The organism is Pararhodobacter marinus (assembly GCF_003122215.1).
GTDB lineage: Bacteria > Pseudomonadota > Alphaproteobacteria > Rhodobacterales > Rhodobacteraceae > Pararhodobacter > Pararhodobacter marinus.
The window spans coordinates 36,230-51,280 of sequence record NZ_QEYD01000006.1; the positions used below are offsets into that span (position 1 = coordinate 36,230).

The window sequence follows — 15,051 nt, forward strand, 5'->3', positions numbered from 1 at the left end:
GGAACAAAGATGCGCTCAGGGTCGGGTTGAGCCTGCGTCTTTGTTCGTCAAATATCCTCGGGGGTGAATTGGCCGCAGGCCAAGAGGGGGCAGACAGCCCCCTTCATTTCGGCTACCCCTCGCGCAGGACGACTGGACAAAGGACGCCGCCATGACCACCGCCATCTGGGGCCTCAAGACCTGCGATACCTGCCGCAAGGCGCGCAAGGCACTGCCCGAGGCCGAGTTCCGCGATATTCGTGAGGTGCCGCTGACGGATGCCGAGATCGCGCTTCTGCTGGGCGAGTTCGGCGACACGCTGGTGAACCGGGCCTCGGCCACCTGGCGCGGGCTGGACGAGGCGGCGCGCGCGCAGCCCGCGGCGCAGCTTCTGGCCGAGAACCCCACGCTGATGAAGCGGCCGGTGATCCGTGCCGAGGGGACGTGGTATCTGGGCTGGACACCCGCCGTACGCGCGGCGCTGGGCACGGTTTGAGCGGCGCAGTCTGAGGGGGATATTGCAAAAACCCGCCGCGAAGGGCGGCGGGTTCGTCAGATCGTGTCCTGGAATGCCCCGGGCAAGGGCCAGCTTTCCAGCGGGGCCGTTCGACCTTGCCGCGTTTGCCCGGACGTCAGGTCAGAGCAGTTTCAGATCGGACGCCGACGAGCGGCCGTCGCGGCCCGACTGCAATTCGAAGCTGATCTTCTGGTTGTCCTGAAGGCCGGTCAGTCCGGCGCGTTCGACGGCCGAGATATGGACGAAGACGTCCTTGCCGCCTCCGTCGGGGGCGATGAAGCCATATCCCTTCGTCGTGTTGAACCATTTGACGGTGCCAGTGGCCATATCCGTATCCATCCTCTCAGTTTCCCGCGACAGGATTGTCATCGGGCCGTGCAGCCAGGCCTTCGGGTCGTGCGGGCTGCCTGAGTAGGCGGGCGGACGCAGGAAGTCTGTTGTCACACCTCCGAGGATGACACGAATTACCAGCAAATCAAGGGTTCTGTTGCCGTTTCACGCCCATCTGCGGGGTGCGGGGCCACGGAATGCTTGACTTCGCGCCACTGCGGGACCATCTGGCAGGCGTGCAGGCTGCGCGCGGCTCCGTTGCGGTCGCAGGGCGCACCTCCCCGGACCTTTTCCGCGTTTTCGCCGGCCTGAATGCCGGCTCCGAAAGGACTTGAATGACCGATTTCTCGATGCTGGACCTCGCGCCGACGCTGCTGTCGGCGCTGGAGCGGACCGGCAAGACCGAGCCCACGCCGATCCAGGCGCGGGCGATTCCGCCGCTTCTGGAAGGCCGCGACCTGATGGGGCTCGCGCAGACCGGGACCGGCAAGACGCTGGCCTTCGGGCTGCCGATCCTGCACCGGCTGCAGGGGCAGGGCAAGCCCGCGCCGAAATCCGCGCGCGCGCTGATTTTGGCCCCGACGCGCGAACTGGTGCAGCAGATCGCCGCCTCGCTGACCGAGCTGGCGCAGGGGCTGCCCACCTCGATCGTCACCGTTGTCGGCGGCGCCTCGATCAACCGGCAGACCGACCGGCTGGTCCGCGGCTGCGACGTGCTGGTGGCGACGCCCGGGCGGCTGATCGACCTGCTCGAGCGCAAGGCCGTGTCCCTGGGCCAGGTGCAGATGCTGGTGCTCGACGAGGCCGACCAGATGCTCGATCTGGGCTTCATCCACGCCTTGCGCCAGATCGCCCGCCACCTGCCGAAACAGCGCCAGACGATGCTGTTCTCGGCGACGATGCCCAAGGACATGTCGGAAATCGCCGATACCTATCTCGACCGTCCAGTCCGCGTGCAGGTCTCGCCGCCGGGCAAGACCGCCGACAAGATCGCGCAGGCGGTGCATTACGTGGCGCAGGGCGACAAGGCGGCGCTTTTGCAGGAATACCTTGCCAAGCATCCCGGCGAGCTGGCGCTTGTGTTCGGGCGCACGAAGCACGGCTCGGAAAAGCTGTCGCGGCTGCTGGACAAATGGGGCTTCTCGGTCGGCGCGATCCACGGCAACAAGAGCCAGGGGCAGCGCGAACGCACGCTGGCGGCCTTCCGCGCGGGCGAGACCGAGGTCCTGGTGGCCACCGATGTCGCGGCGCGGGGGCTCGATATCCCGCAGGTCATGCATGTCTACAATTTCGACCTGCCCAACGTGCCCGAGAATTACGTCCACCGCATCGGCCGCACCGCGCGCGCCGGGCGCGAGGGGCGGGCGGTGGCGTTCTGCGCGCCGGCCGAGATGGCCGACCTGCGCGCGATCGAGAAACTGACCAAGCAACCGATCGAGGTGATCGGCGGCGAACCCTGGCCCGAGCGCATGGCCGAAGAGGCCCGTACCAAGGCGCGCGCCGCGACCGGCCAGGGCCGCGGTGGCCGCCCGCAGGGGCAGAAGCCGAAACAGGGGGGCGGTGCCAAGGGCAAACCCGACGCCGCGAAAGCCCCGGGCGAGGCCGCGAAACCCGCCCGTCCGCGCAAGCCGCGCCCGCATCCGGCCCTGGCCGAGGCCATGGCGGAGGAGCGCGGGCAGAAACCGCGCCGGTTCCGGAAGAAGCCCGTGCGGCGCGGCGGCGAATAACGCTTTTTCAACCCCGGCCCGTGCATCGCTGCGCGGGCCGCCTTTTTTGTGTCACTTAACCGACCTCTTTGGCGTCGGGCCAAAAAACCAGACATTTCGCAGCGCTGCGTCGGACCGTATGCGCCGGCGGGCCGGAGCAGCAGGCGCGCGCGCCTCGCTCCCGCCCACCGCCCCGCTTGCGCGCGGCTCTTGCCACAACAGGGCGCGGGATGCTGGCGGGGAATGAGTATTTGCAGCAGAATGAAGGCCCGTCTTCCGGGCTGCGCCCTCATCTTTGCGCCGCAAATATCCTCGGGGGTGAATTGGCCGCAGGCCAAGAGGGGGCAGACAGCCCCCTCTGGCGGCGTTTGCCCTCAGCGTCCGACGCGGGGTTCGGTGCCGTTCACAAGGCGCCGGATATTCGAGGCGTGGCGGATCCAAACGAGCGCCGCCAGGGCCAGGGCCAGCACGATCATGCTGCGCGGGCCGATGAACCACAGATAGGGCGCGGCGGCGAGCGAGGCGATCAGGGCTGAAGCCGACGAGATCCGCGTGAGCGCCACGACCACGAGCCAGGTCGCGCAGCACATCAGGCCAATGGGCCAGGACAAAGCCAGCAGCGTGCCAAGGAAGGTGGCGACGCCCTTGCCGCCCCGGAAGCCCAGCCAGACCGGGTAAAGGTGGCCCAGGAACGCGGTGAACCCGGCCAGCTGGGCCGCATCCTCGCCCGCCAGCGCGCGGGCGATCAGAACGGCGATGCCGCCCTTGCCCGCGTCCAGAAGCAGCGTCGCCAGGGCCGCGCCCTTGTGGCCGGTCCGCAGCACATTCGTTGCGCCGATATTGCCCGAGCCGATCTTGCGCAGATCGCCCAGGCCCAGGGCGCGGGTGATGACGATGCCGAAGGGGATCGATCCCAGCAGGTAGCCGCCGATGCCGATCAGGGCGAGGAGAAGCGGCGGGGTGGTGAGTTCGGGCAGAAACATCAGGCGACCTCGCGTTCATAGACCGGCTGCCCGTCGACCCAGGTGCCCAGCACCTTGCCCTGCAGCCGGGCCCCGTCGAAGGGCGAGTTCTTGGATTTCGAGCGCAGCGTGAAGCGGTCCAGCACGAAGGGCGCATCCGCGTCGAACAGGACCAGATCGGCAGGCGCGCCCGCGCTCAGCCGCCCGGCCTCGAGCCCCAGCCGTCTGGCCGGGTTGAGCGCCATCGCGCGCCAGAGCTGCGGCAGGGTGAGCTGGCCGTTGTGATAGAGCCTGAGCGCGGCGGGGAGCAATGTCTCCAGCCCCACGGCGCCGGGCGCGGCTTCCTCGAAGGGCAGGCGTTTCGATTCCTCGTCCTGCGGCGTGTGCATCGAGCAGATCACGTCGATCGTGCCCTTTGCCACCGCCTCGATCGCGGCGAGGCGGTCGTCTTCGGATCTGAGCGGCGGCGAGAGCTTGAAGAAGCTGCGGTAATCGCCCACGTCGAATTCGTTCAGCGTCAGGTGGTGGATCGAGATCCCGGCGGTGACGTCGAGCCCGTTGGCCTTGGCGCGCTCCAGCGCGGGCAGGGTGCGCGCGCAGGTGATCTGTTCGGCGTGGTAACGCGCGCCCGTCATCTCGATCAGCGCCATGTCGCGGTCGAAGGCCATGCGCTCGGCCATCGGCGAGACGCCGGGCAGCCCGCGCAGCGAGGCGAACTTGCCCGAGGTGACGGCGGCGCCGCTGCTCAGGCCCGGATCCTGCGTATGCGCGACCACGAGCGCGCCGAGGCTGCGCGCATAGGTCAGGCAGCGCGAAAAGACCTTGGTGTCGCGCGTGACCTTCTCGCCGTCGCTGAAGGCCACGGCGCCGGCATCCTGCAGGAAGCCGATCTCGGCCATTTCGCGCCCGTCGCGTCCGCGCGTCAGGGTCGCCATATGGTGGACCTTGACCTGCGTTTCGGCATCGGCGCGGCGGCGCAGGAAATCCAGCGCTTCGGGCGTGTCGGTGGGGGGCGTCGTGTCGGGGCGGGTGATGAAGGTGGTGACGCCGCCCGCCGCCGCCGCGCGCCCGGCCGAGCGGAAGCTTTCCTTGTGGCGCCCGCCCGGCTCGCCGACATGGACGCCCCAGTCGACGATCCCGGGGGCGAGGCATTTGCCGCGCGCATCGATCACGCGGGCGCCTGCGGGCGCATCTGCGTCGACGGCTGAAATGCGCCCGTTCTCGACCGTGAGCGAGCCGGACCGGTCGGTGCCGGCCTCGGGGTCGATCAGCCGGGCATTGGTGAATTGCAAGATCATGCCGCCGCCTTCTCTACGCCTGTTCCCGCGCCCGCCAGCGCGCTGCCGGGCGTTCGGGCGGTGTATAACGTCGCGCGGCGGCTGACGCTACTGCCGAAGCGCGCGGGCGGAGAGGCTGTCGCGGATCAGCCGTGCCGCGCCATGCGCATCGGCGAGACCCGCCAGCCGCAGCGATTGCACGCCGCGCCCGTCGAGCCGGATCAGCATTGGACCGACGGCAATGCGGCCGATTTCGGAGAGCGGCAGGCTGGCGCCCAGCGCGGTGATCACGCGCCGGTCGGTCAGCCGCCAGCGGCAGCGGGACAGACCGGCAAGGCGGATCGCCAGCGCTCCCGAGAAGGGCAGGAGGGTGAGAAGGGCGATTTCGCGCGGCGCGCCCAGCAGCATCTGCTCGGCCAAGGCACCGGCCATGGTGGCGGCGATCAGAAGACCGCTGAGCAGCATGAGCACGCGCGGATCGGGCCGCAACTCGGCGATTAGGGTTTCACCCGGGGCAAGGGCCGGCACGGGCGGCGGCGCAAGGAAGGCGCGGCGCAGCGGGGCCAGCCCCGGCGTCAGGAAGACGAGCGCAAAGAGCAGACCAAGCAGAACGAAGCCTTGAACGTAGACAATCGGTGCCATGCCAATTTTCCGGACCAGCGTGTCGTACAAGCTGATCCGAAAATGATGAGCGGCCAGTAAACCAATCGTGTTGAGGGTCAGGCTGCGCGGCGTTTCGCCCGTTTGTCGCGCGCCTGCGCGATGCGCCGCACAACGTCCGCGCCATTGGCCAGATGCTTGAGCAGGTGCTTGTCGCCGCCCGTCGTGATGATCTGGACATCGCCCAGAAGCGGGCGCACCGTGGCGATGTCGCCCAACATGACGGCGCGTTGGCCGCCCGGCAGGATGAGCCGGCGGTCGGTCAGCACCCAGCGCAACGACAGCGTTTCGCCGGCAAGATAGGCGGCCCGCACGCCCACCGCGAGGATCGCGCCCAGCGAGCCGATGGCGGGGTAGGGGCTGTCGATGGCCCACAGGACGATCCCGGCCAGCGCCATCAGGATCACCGCCATGACGCCATGGTCGCGCCAGTATTTCCCGCGGTCGGGGCGGAACTCGGCCAGGATCTTTTCCCCGTCTTCAAGGATCGGGGCATCGCCGGGGGTTTGGGTCATGGGCTTGTCTGCCTGAAAAAAGCGCGCCCCCGGCAGGGCGGGGGCGCGTTGGATCGGTCGGGGATCAGTTCGCGGGAACGGGTTCGTCCTCGGGGGTATCCTCGGGGGCGGTGACCGCCGGTTCTTCGCTCGGGGTTTCGGCGGTGATGTCGGGCGTTTCGACCGGCGTCGGCTCGGCCGTTTCGGCCGGGGTCGCGTCGCCTGCCGCCTGTTCCGCCGCCGCCTCTTGTGCCGCTGCATCGGTCGCAGCGGTCGCGGTGACCTGGCTTGCAGCCGCGTCGCCCGTCGGATCGATCTGCCGCAGGAAGCGGAAGAAATCGCTGTCGGGGCTCAGCACCATGGCCGCGTTATCGCCGGTCAGGGCCCGCTCATACGAGGTAAGCGAGCGCGAGAAGGCGAAGAACTCGGGATCCTGGCCGAAGGCCTGGGCATAGATCCGGTTCCGCTGGGCATCGGCCTCACCGCGAATGATCTCGCTGTCACGACGCGCTGTCGAGACCAGTTCGACCACCGTCCGGTCGGCTTGGGCCCGGACCCGCTGCGCGGCTTCGTTACCGCGCGCGATCTCGTCCGCCGCTTCCCGCTCGCGCTCTGCGCGCATCCGCGCGAAGGTGGCGGACAGGTTCTGCTCGGGCAGGTCGGTACGTGTCAGGCGCACGTCGATGACGTCGACACCGAGCGAGCGCGCCTCGCGGCTGGCGAGGTCCTGGATGCGTTCCATGAGCCCGGTCCGGTCTTCCGACAGCACCGCGCCCGAGGGCACCGAACCCAGGATTTCCCGGATCGCGGCGTTCAGGATGCGTTCGATCCGGCCTTGCGCGGCGCGGATGCCTTCGGCGCCGACGGCCTGACGGAACTGCTGCACGTCGCTGATGCGCCAGCGCACGAAGGCGTCGACGACAAGGCGGCGGTCATCCAGCGGCGTGATTTCCAGGGGCTGCGATTGCAGGCCCAGGATCCGCGCATCGTAGCGAACGACTTCCTGAATGAAGGGGATGCGGAAATACAGCCCCGGCTCGGTACGGACCTGCTTGACCTGACCGAATTGCAGGACCAGCACGTTTTCCCGCTCGTCGACGATGAACATCGAGGACAGCGCCACGGCGGCGGCGATGATCAGGGCGGGGATCAGTAGCGTGATGCGTTTCATCAGTTGCTCCCCTGATTGGATTGGATCGAACGGCTCGTGCTGTCATCGCTGCGCGATGCGCCCGAACGCAGGGTGTCGAGCGGCAGGTAGGGCACAACACCGCTGCCACCGTTCTCGCCGGTGACGTTGTCGAGGATCGTCAGATCCATGCCACCCAGCACGCGCTCCATCGATTCCAGGTACATCCGCTGGCGGGTGACCTCGGGCGCGTTCTGGTATTCTTCCCAGACCGCGAGGAAGCGGCTTGCCTCACCCTCGGCCTCGTTCACGACCTGCGCGCGATAGGCTTCCGCCTGTTCGAGCACCTGCGCCGCTTCACCGCGCGCGCCGGCAAGGACGCGGTTGGCATAGGCATCGGCCTGACGTTCCAGGCGGTCGCGTTCCTGACGCGCGGCCTGCACTTCGCGGAAGCTGTCGATCACCTCGGCCGGCGGGTCGGCGCGGTCAAAGTTGATCCGGATGACGCTCACGCCGGATTCGTAATCGTCGAGGATCGACTGCACCTGCTGGCGCAGTTCGGCGGCAATCGTGCCCCGGTCGCGGTTGAGAATGGGCGACAGTTCGGAACGGGCGATAATGTCGCGCATCGCCGATTCCGCCGCGGCGCGCACCGTGTTCGCCGGGTCGGCCAGGTTGAACAGGAAGTCCGACGGGTTGGCGACGTTCCAGACGACCTGGAACTCGATATCCACGATCGCCTCGTCGCGGGTCAGCATCAGCCCGGAATCCAGTGCCGAACGGCCGGCGCCGACCTCGGTCACGCGTTCGGTCGTGGTCTGCACGATCTCGTAGCTGACGACGGGCCAGGGGGCGAAGTTCAGACCCGGTTCGCCGGTCGAGAATTCCTGCCCGAACAGCAGCTCGACCGAGCGCTCTTCCGGCCGGACCGTGTAGAACGAGGCATAGGCCCATCCCAGCACGAGCACCGCCAGCACGATCAGCACGCCGCGCGCGCTGAAGCCCGGGCCGCCCGGGCCACGCCCGCCGCCCGATCCGCTGCTGCCGCCGCCGCGACCGCCCATCAGCACCTTGAGCTGCTGCTGGCCCTTCTTCACGAGATCCTCGATTTCGGGGATCTGCGGGCGTTCGGGGCCGTTACCGCCGCCATTGGGGCGGTTCCCCCCGCCCGAAGAGCCGCGGTTTCCACCGCTGCCGCCCCAGGGGCCTCCACTGTTGCCTGACATGGCCTCTCCTTGGTTCAGGTCTGTCATCGGTCCGTCTTATGCCCTCAATTGGGCACGTTCGGCAGGGATTCAAGGCAAATCCCAAGCATCCCTGCCGTCTCGACCGGCATCCTATCAAGCCCCGGCGCTTATCGCGAGGGCTTGCGCATCAGCACCAGTTCCTCGCTCATCGTCGGATGAACGGCGATCGTGGCGTCGAAATCGTCCTTGGTGGCGCCCATCTTGACCGCCACGGCGGCGATCTGGATCAGCTCACCCGCGCCGGGTGCGACGATATGACAGCCCAGCACACGGCGGCTCGGCTTGTCCACCACCAGCTTGAACAGCGCCTTGGTCTCGGCGCCGATGAAGGCGGTCTGCATGGGCCGGAAGCTCGCCTGGTAGATCTCGATATCGTGGCTCTCCCGCGCCTGTTCCTCGGTCAGGCCGACGGTGCCCGCCTCGGGACGGGTGAAGACGGCGCTGGGGACATTGGTGTGATCGACCGTGACGGGCTTGCCGCCGAACACGTTGTCGGCAAAGGCATGGCCCTCGCGGATCGCCACCGGGGTCAGCTGGATGCGGTCCGTCACATCGCCCACGGCGAAGATCGACGGCACGTTGCTTTGCGAGAAATCGTCGACCATGACGGCGCCGCCCCGGCCCAGCGCGACGCCCGCTTCCTCAAGCCCCAGCCCGGCGGTGTTGGGCACGCGCCCGGTGGCGAACAGCACCTTGTCGAAGACCCGCTCGCGCCCCTGCGTGTCGCAGGCGCGGAACCGGCCGTCGGCCAGTTTCTCGAGCGATGTCAGGTCGGTATTCACTTCAAGCGCGACGCCCTGCTGCACCAGCGCCGCCGCCACATGCTCTTGCAGGTCGTCATCGAAGCCGCGCAGGATCTGGCGCCCGCGATACATCTGCGTGACGCTCGATCCCAGCCCCTGGAAGATCCCCGCCATCTCGCAGGCGATGAAGCCGCCGCCCAGGATCAGGATCGTCTCGGGCAGGCTGTCGGACAGGAACACGTCGTTCGACGTCCAGGCGCCCAGCCCGCGATAGGGTTCGGGTACGAAGGGCGTGCCGCCCACCGCGATCAGGATATGGCGCGCGCGCACCTGCCGTCCATCGGCCAGCCGGACCTCGTGCGGGCCCGCCACCGTCGCACGCTGGTGATAGATCGTCACGCCCGCGGTCTCGGCATTGCGGGTATAGATCGATTCCAGCCGGTTCAGCTCGGCATCGAGCCGGTGGCGGAAGACCGACCAGTCGAACGCACCCTTGGTGACGGTCCAGCCGTATTCCGCGCCCTCGTCGATCGTCGCGCCGTGGCCGGCGGCGAAGACCATCAGCTTCTTGGGCACGCAGCCGCGGATCACGCAGGTGCCGCCCATGCGGTATTCCTCGGCCATCGCGACCTTCGCGCCATATTCGCTTGAGGCGATGCGCGCCGCGCGCACCCCGCCCGAGCCCCCGCCGATCACAAACAGGTCGTAGTCGAAGGCGGACGATGACTCGGACATGGGGCGGGATCTCCGTGGGAAGGCATGGGGAAGGCATGCGAAAAAACTCGCCCTTACCTAAGCGGGCGGGGCACAGAGGACAAGCGCCCCTCAGAGCTCACGCCCGGCGCTCAGGTCCCGCGCTCTGGCCCGACGCTGAAGCGCGCCCCTTCATTCTGCCGAAAATACTCATCGGCCCCACGCGGGGCGCCCCGCGCCGCCTCAGATATCGCGGAAGATGTTGTCCTCGTCCTCGAACACGATCTTCTCGTGCTCGACGCTGCCCGAGGCGATGTCGCGCATCTCGACCCGCCCATCGCCGAAGCCGATCACCACCGCGTCGCAGATATCGATGAACAGCCCGTTTTCCACCACGCCCGGCACCTGGTTGAGCGCCAGCGACAGCTGGCGCGGATTGCCGATCCGGCCCAGCGCCAGATCAAGGATGTAATTCCCCTCATCCGTCACGAAGGGCGTCTCGCCGTTCATCCGCAGTGCCGCCTGCGTGCCCATCACATCCATCGCGCTCAGAAGCTCTTCGGTCAGCATCCGGCTCGACTGCCAGCCGAAGCGGATCACCTCGACCGGCAGCGGGAAATGACCCAGCGTCTTCACCTCTTTCGAGGCATCCGTGATCACCACCATCCGGTCCGAGGCGGTGGCGACGATCTTTTCCATCAAAAGCGCCCCGCCGCCGCCCTTGATCAGCGTGAGATCAGTGTCGAACTCGTCCGCGCCGTCGATCGTCAGGTCCAGCCATCCCGCCTCGTCCAGCGTGACCACTTTCAGCCCCAGCTCGGTCGCCAGCTGCCCGGTCCGCGCCGAGGTCGCCACGCAGGTCAGCCGCAACCCGTCCTCGCGCACCCGCTCGGCCAGCGCCCTTACCATCCAAGCGGCGGTCGAGCCGGTCCCCAGCCCCAGCTTCATGCCGTCCTCGACAAGGTCGACGGCCCGTCGGGCGGCGGCGTATTTGGCGCGGTCGATAGGGGTGAGCTGGAGGGACATGGCAAGGCTCCTGATCCGGTCGCAAGGGTTATAGCAAGCCGCGCCGCGCGCGGACAGGGGCCGCATAGCACCGTGCGGGCCGCGGGGCGGAACGGATTTTTCCGTTGACGGTAATTCGCCGGATGCGGAAGGTCGCTTCGGTGCAGGTACAGGTTGTCCAGCGGTTCAGGGAGAAGGCGCGTGGCACGGATCTGGAGCGAGATCGAGGCGCTGAACCCGTCTAGCGCGGCACCAAAGCTGATCAAGGTGGGGCAGGACTCTATGCGACGGAATGGCCCGCGGCCCGATGCCCAAGCCCCTTCATGTGCGATCCGCACTAAAACTATTTCGCTACCTGATCCTCGGCGGTTGCGCGGAATGCTGCGTCCATGAAGGGGGTGTGCCGCAAAAGGGAGCAGGATTTGCGATGTGCAGATTTGGCCGCCGCCGCGGTCACCGGCCTCATCCGGCGCGACCACGAATGATCTATACCCTGCATTACGCGCCCGACAACGCCTCGCTCATCATCCGGCTGGCGCTGGAAGAACTGGGACAGCCCTATCGCACCGCCCTGGTCGACCGCCGGGCTCGCGCGCAGGACAGCGCCGCTTACCGCGCGCTCAACCCGGCGGGGCTGATTCCGGTGCTTGAGACTCCCGACGGGCCGGTCAGCGAGACGGCGGCGATCCTGCTATGGCTTTCCGAGCGCCACGGCGCGCTGGCCCCGGCGCCGGGCGATTCCGCGCGCGGGGCGTTCCTGAAATGGCTGTTCTTCACCTCGAACACGCTGCACGCCGATCTGCGCATCGCCTTCTATCCCGACCGTTACGCGCCGGGGGGCGAGGCCGCGCTGCTGGCGGGGATCAAGGCGCGGCTCGCAAGCCATTTCGCGCTCCTGGAAGCGGAATGCGGGCGCCACGACTGGCTGGGCGGCGAAGGGGTCTCGGGGCTCGATCTCTATCTCGCGCCGCTGATGCGCTGGGCGCAGATCTATGGTGCCGGGCCGCGCTGGTTCGACGCCGCGCGCTATCCGCGCCTGATGGCGATGGCCGGGGCGCTGGAAAACCGCGCCAGCGTTGCGGCCGCGATCCGGGCCGAGGGGCTGGGCCGGGCCCCGTTCACGGCGCCGCAGCCTTGCGATCCGCCCGAGGGCAGCGCGCTGTGACAGGGCAGGGGCGCGCGCGTCGCTCCCACCCACCCGCCCCGCTCGCGCGCGCCCCCGGCGAAGGGGGCGGCCCCGGCAAGGCATGAGTATTTTCGGCAGAATGAAAACCGGCCGGCCCTCATCTTCGATCCTCAAATATCCTCGGGGGTGAATTGGCCGCAAGGCCAAGAGGGGGCAGACAGCCCCCTCCCATCCGCCCGTGTCACCGGGTCAGCCCTTCTGGGCGACGCGGTCGCGCAGCACGCGGCGCAGGATCTTGCCCGAGGCGGATTTGGGGATGGCCTCGATCACCGCGAGGTGGCGGATCTGCTTGTAATGCGCGATCTCGCCGTCGAGATGGGCCTGGATCTCGGCCAGGGTCGGGGGCGTCTGAGCGGTGATGAAGGCCATCGGCACTTCGCCCGCTTCGGCGTCCGGCACGCCGATCACTGCCGCGTCGGTGATCGCCGGATGCGTCACCAGCAGCGCTTCGAGTTCGGCGGGCGCGACCTGAAAGCCCTTGACCTTGATCAGCTCTTTCAGCCGGTCGGTGATATACAGGTATCCGTCCGCATCGACATGCGCGATGTCGCCGGTCCTGAGCCAACCGCCCTCGACGATGGTTTCGGCGGTGGCCTCGGGGCGGTTGAGATAGCCCTTCATCACCTGTGGTCCCTTCACCCACAATTCGCCGTCCGTCCCCTTGGGACAGTCCTGCAGCGTTTCGGGATCGACGATGCGGCATTGCGTGTTGGGGATCGTCACGCCCGAGGCGCCAGCGCGACCCTTCCCTTTGGGCGAGACATGGCTGACCGGGCTGAGTTCGGTCATGCCGTAGCCCTGGGTCGCCATCGTGCCGATCCGGGCGCCCATCGCCTCGGCGATATCCGCGCCAAGCGGCGCCGCGGCCGAGTTGATCTGCACGACATGCGACAGGTCGAAATTGTCGACCATCGGGTGTTTGGCCAGCGCCAGAGCCACCGGAGGCACGATCCACATGCGCGGGGTGCGGTGTTTCTGCGCGAGCGTCAGGAACTGTTCCAGATCGAAGCGTGGCATCGTGATCAATGTCCCGCCGCGGCCGAGGTAGAAATTCATCAGTACCTGCAGCCCGTAGATATGGAAGAAGGGCAGGAAGGCGATCGTGGTTTCGCCCGCGTCAAGCGGGGCGATGGCCATCGTCTGGTCGAAATTGGCGACGAGGTTGCGATGGGTCAGCATCACCCCCTTGGGCAACCCCGTCGTGCCCGAGGAATAGGGCAGCGCGACGACATGGGTGTCGGGATCCACCGGCGACTGCGCCCCGAGCGGTTCGCCCATGAGCGTATCGAGCCCGTTCGCGCCGTCGGGGCCGGGGCCGATGACGATGATTTCCCGCACGCCGGTGCCCTTGATGCCGTCGCGCGCGGTGGCAAGGAAGGGGGCTGCGGTGATCAGCAGCGTGGCGCCCGCATCGACGAGCTGATGGTTGAGTTCGTGCGCGGTATAGGTCGGGTTGACCGGCGTGACGGTGCCGCCCGCCCAGGCCACGGCGTGGAACAGGGTGCAGAATTCGGGCATGTTGGGCGCCATGATCGCCACGCAGCCGCCGGGCGCATACCCTTTCGCGATCAGCCCGCCCGCCAGTCGTTTCACCGCGTCCATGACCTCGCGCCCGCTCATCTGCCGCCCACTGGGGCCGTCGATCAGCACGGTATGGTCGCGCGCGATCCCTTCGAAGACGCATTCGGTCACGCTGAGATCGCGCAGCGGCACATCGGGATGCGGGCTGTGGATGATGATCATGGCTGGTCCTCCCTGCCGCCAGCTTAACAGCGGCGCGGTCCCTGCCTAGCCTTTCCGTCTCTCCTGCGCGGGGATCACGCGCCGGCGGCGGGTTCGCCCTGGGCGTCGAAGCTTTCGCGCGCCGCGTCGATATGGTCGAGATGCGCCAGCGCCCAGTCGGTCAGCGCGCGCACCGGCCCGCGCAGGCTGTGGCCCAGCGGCGTGAGTTCGTATTCCACGCGGGGCGGGATCTCGGGGAAATAGTGGCGCGTGACCAGCCCGTCGCGTTCCAGATTGCGCAGCGTGAGGCTGAGCATGCGCTGCGAGATGCCCAGCTCGCGCTTGAGCGCGTTGAACCGCACCGGACCGTCGCGCAGCGCGTAGACGACCAGCATGCTCCAGCGGTCCCCGACCCGCGAGAGCACGTCATTGATGCGCTGGCAGGTGCTGATCGTGTGAACGACGTCTTTCATGGCTGACCCTTTCGCGGCCGGTTCCCCTTGTGTGACCGGGTGACGTATCTGTGCCTTCTTGTTCCCGGATACAAGTATCACATATCCACCCGGTCACAAAACGATACCACCCCCGATGGCGGTGGAAAGGAGACCGGAATGCTGATCGAAAAACTGCACTGGCGCTATGCCACGAAGAAAATGGACCCCAACCGCGCCGTGCCCGACGCAGCGCTTGAGCGGATCCTTGAAGCCGCGCGGCTGGCGCCGACGTCGAGTGGGCTGCAGCCTTTCGAGATCGTCGTCGTCACCAATCCCGAGATCCGCGCGCAGCTTCGCGCGGCGGCGTTCGATCAGGCGCAGATCACCGATGGCTCGCATCTTCTGGTTTTTGCGGCATGGGATAACTACACCGAAGAGCGCATCGACGCGGTGGTCGAGCAGACCGGCGCCGAGCGGGGCGGGGTCAGCGACGCGCTGACGGGCTATTACGAGCGTCTGAAAGCGATGTATCTGCCGCGCCCGGCGGAAGAGAACTTCAACCACGCCGCGCGGCAGGCGTATATCGCCTTCTCGCAGGCGATCACGGCGGCCGCGTTCGAGGCGGTCGACGCGACGCCGATGGAAGGCTTCGATGCCGACAAGGTCGACGAGATCCTGGGCCTGCGCGCGCGCGGCCTGCGCTCGGTGACGCTGTTGCCGCTGGGCTATCGCGACACGTCGGGCGACTGGCTGGTCGACATGAAGAAGGTCCGCCGCCCGATGGACGATCTGGTCACCCGCGTGGCGTGACCGGGTTGTGCCCGCGGGCGGGGCGCTGCCGCTTTGTCGAGGGGCCGAAAACCCGGGTTTCCCCTTGCCAGACAGGCTTTGCGCGGCTATAGCCGCCCCCATCCCGAGGCAGCGTTGCAACGGGCGTCCCGGTGGCGCCCGTTTCGGCATTGAACCC

15 protein-coding genes are annotated in these 15,051 nt (G+C 67.8%); 4 read left to right on the forward strand and 11 right to left on the reverse strand.

The features are described 5' to 3' along the window. The first annotated feature begins 151 nt into the window (after positions 1-151). Positions 152-475, forward strand: coding sequence for an arsenate reductase family protein (locus C4N9_RS10720; protein WP_109533327.1), 324 nt, complete (start codon positions 152-154; stop codon positions 473-475). A gap of 141 nt (positions 476-616) precedes the next feature. Here C4N9_RS10720 and C4N9_RS10725 read toward each other — a convergent pair whose 3' ends face one another. Further along, positions 617-823 (reverse strand): cold-shock protein, encoded by a 207-nt coding sequence (locus C4N9_RS10725; protein ID WP_109533594.1) that lies wholly within the window; start codon positions 821-823, stop codon positions 617-619. 338 nt (positions 824-1,161) lie between these two features. Here C4N9_RS10725 and C4N9_RS10730 point away from each other — a divergent pair, with 338 nt between their 5' ends. Further along, positions 1,162-2,553 carry a DEAD/DEAH box helicase gene (locus tag C4N9_RS10730; RefSeq protein ID WP_109533328.1) on the forward strand — a complete coding sequence of 464 codons (1,392 nt, stop codon included), beginning with the start codon at positions 1,162-1,164 and terminating at the stop codon, positions 2,551-2,553. Positions 2,554-2,906: 353 nt separating this feature from the next. On the opposite strand, the gene plsY is transcribed toward C4N9_RS10730, so the two are convergent. The 8 genes from plsY to rpiA all read right to left on the reverse strand — a co-directional run bounded on the left by plsY (position 2,907) and on the right by rpiA (position 10,763). Next, on the reverse strand, positions 2,907-3,515 hold the full coding sequence (plsY, locus tag C4N9_RS10735) for a glycerol-3-phosphate 1-O-acyltransferase PlsY (protein ID WP_109533329.1): 609 nt from the start codon (positions 3,513-3,515) through the stop codon (positions 2,907-2,909). Beyond that, positions 3,515-4,792 carry a dihydroorotase gene (pyrC, locus tag C4N9_RS10740; RefSeq protein ID WP_109533330.1) on the reverse strand — a complete coding sequence of 426 codons (1,278 nt, stop codon included), beginning with the start codon at positions 4,790-4,792 and terminating at the stop codon, positions 3,515-3,517. Before pyrC ends, plsY begins: the two co-directional genes overlap by 1 nt. Positions 4,793-4,879: 87 nt before the next feature. Further along, positions 4,880-5,413: a hypothetical protein gene (locus tag C4N9_RS10745; RefSeq protein WP_109533331.1), complete on the reverse strand. Its 534-nt coding sequence runs from the start codon at positions 5,411-5,413 to the stop codon at positions 4,880-4,882. A gap of 77 nt (positions 5,414-5,490) precedes the next feature. Further along, positions 5,491-5,946, reverse strand: coding sequence for a hypothetical protein (locus tag C4N9_RS10750; protein WP_109533332.1), 456 nt, complete (start codon positions 5,944-5,946; stop codon positions 5,491-5,493). A gap of 64 nt (positions 5,947-6,010) precedes the next feature. After that, complete coding sequence (hflC, locus tag C4N9_RS10755; RefSeq protein ID WP_109533333.1) at positions 6,011-7,096, reverse strand: protease modulator HflC; 1,086 nt, start codon at positions 7,094-7,096, stop codon at positions 6,011-6,013. Then, a complete protein-coding gene (hflK, locus tag C4N9_RS10760) occupies positions 7,096-8,280 on the reverse strand; it encodes an FtsH protease activity modulator HflK (RefSeq protein WP_109533334.1) in 1,185 nt (394 codons plus the stop codon). The genes hflC and hflK overlap by 1 nt, the downstream gene beginning before the upstream one ends. 128 nt (positions 8,281-8,408) lie before the next feature. Then, complete coding sequence (gene gorA, locus C4N9_RS10765; RefSeq protein WP_109533335.1) at positions 8,409-9,779, reverse strand: glutathione-disulfide reductase; 1,371 nt, start codon at positions 9,777-9,779, stop codon at positions 8,409-8,411. 201 nt (positions 9,780-9,980) lie between these two features. Further along, the gene (rpiA, locus tag C4N9_RS10770) at positions 9,981-10,763 is read right to left on the reverse strand and encodes a ribose-5-phosphate isomerase RpiA (protein WP_109533336.1); all 783 of its coding nucleotides are present in this window, start codon (positions 10,761-10,763) and stop codon (positions 9,981-9,983) included. Positions 10,764-11,223: 460 nt separating this feature from the next. Here rpiA and C4N9_RS10775 point away from each other — a divergent pair, with 460 nt between their 5' ends. After that, positions 11,224-11,907 (forward strand): glutathione S-transferase family protein, encoded by a 684-nt coding sequence (locus C4N9_RS10775; protein WP_109533337.1) that lies wholly within the window; start codon positions 11,224-11,226, stop codon positions 11,905-11,907. A gap of 210 nt (positions 11,908-12,117) precedes the next feature. Here C4N9_RS10775 and C4N9_RS10780 read toward each other — a convergent pair whose 3' ends face one another. Both C4N9_RS10780 and C4N9_RS10785 read right to left on the reverse strand, forming a co-directional pair. Then, entirely contained in the window at positions 12,118-13,671 is a 1,554-nt protein-coding gene (locus C4N9_RS10780; RefSeq protein ID WP_109533338.1) for an AMP-binding protein, read from the reverse strand. 74 nt (positions 13,672-13,745) lie between these two features. Further along, a complete protein-coding gene (locus tag C4N9_RS10785; protein WP_109533339.1) occupies positions 13,746-14,123 on the reverse strand; it encodes a winged helix-turn-helix transcriptional regulator in 378 nt (125 codons plus the stop codon). Positions 14,124-14,261: 138 nt separating this feature from the next. Here C4N9_RS10785 and C4N9_RS10790 point away from each other — a divergent pair, with 138 nt between their 5' ends. Continuing rightward, the gene (locus C4N9_RS10790) at positions 14,262-14,894 is read left to right on the forward strand and encodes an NAD(P)H-dependent oxidoreductase (RefSeq protein WP_109533340.1); all 633 of its coding nucleotides are present in this window, start codon (positions 14,262-14,264) and stop codon (positions 14,892-14,894) included. The last annotated feature ends 157 nt before the right edge of the window (positions 14,895-15,051 follow it).

What these genes read in the sequence shown, in the direction of transcription:
- pyrC (WP_109533330.1), bottom strand. Translation starts at nt 4,792, where the DNA reads ATGATCTTGCAATTCACCAATGCCCGGCTGATCGACCCCGAGGCCGGC.
- gorA (WP_109533335.1), bottom strand. Translation starts at nt 9,779, where the DNA reads ATGTCCGAGTCATCGTCCGCCTTCGACTACGACCTGTTTGTGATCGGC.
- hflK (WP_109533334.1), bottom strand. Translation starts at nt 8,280, where the DNA reads ATGTCAGGCAACAGTGGAGGCCCCTGGGGCGGCAGCGGTGGAAACCGC.
- C4N9_RS10775 (WP_109533337.1), top strand. Translation starts at nt 11,224, where the DNA reads ATGATCTATACCCTGCATTACGCGCCCGACAACGCCTCGCTCATCATC.
- C4N9_RS10725 (WP_109533594.1), bottom strand. Translation starts at nt 823, where the DNA reads ATGGCCACTGGCACCGTCAAATGGTTCAACACGACGAAGGGATATGGC.
- hflC (WP_109533333.1), bottom strand. Translation starts at nt 7,096, where the DNA reads ATGAAACGCATCACGCTACTGATCCCCGCCCTGATCATCGCCGCCGCC.
- C4N9_RS10745 (WP_109533331.1), bottom strand. Translation starts at nt 5,413, where the DNA reads ATGGCACCGATTGTCTACGTTCAAGGCTTCGTTCTGCTTGGTCTGCTC.
- rpiA (WP_109533336.1), bottom strand. Translation starts at nt 10,763, where the DNA reads ATGTCCCTCCAGCTCACCCCTATCGACCGCGCCAAATACGCCGCCGCC.
- C4N9_RS10790 (WP_109533340.1), top strand. Translation starts at nt 14,262, where the DNA reads ATGCTGATCGAAAAACTGCACTGGCGCTATGCCACGAAGAAAATGGAC.
- plsY (WP_109533329.1), bottom strand. Translation starts at nt 3,515, where the DNA reads ATGTTTCTGCCCGAACTCACCACCCCGCCGCTTCTCCTCGCCCTGATC.
- C4N9_RS10730 (WP_109533328.1), top strand. Translation starts at nt 1,162, where the DNA reads ATGACCGATTTCTCGATGCTGGACCTCGCGCCGACGCTGCTGTCGGCG.
- C4N9_RS10750 (WP_109533332.1), bottom strand. Translation starts at nt 5,946, where the DNA reads ATGACCCAAACCCCCGGCGATGCCCCGATCCTTGAAGACGGGGAAAAG.
- C4N9_RS10720 (WP_109533327.1), top strand. Translation starts at nt 152, where the DNA reads ATGACCACCGCCATCTGGGGCCTCAAGACCTGCGATACCTGCCGCAAG.
- C4N9_RS10780 (WP_109533338.1), bottom strand. Translation starts at nt 13,671, where the DNA reads ATGATCATCATCCACAGCCCGCATCCCGATGTGCCGCTGCGCGATCTC.
- C4N9_RS10785 (WP_109533339.1), bottom strand. Translation starts at nt 14,123, where the DNA reads ATGAAAGACGTCGTTCACACGATCAGCACCTGCCAGCGCATCAATGAC.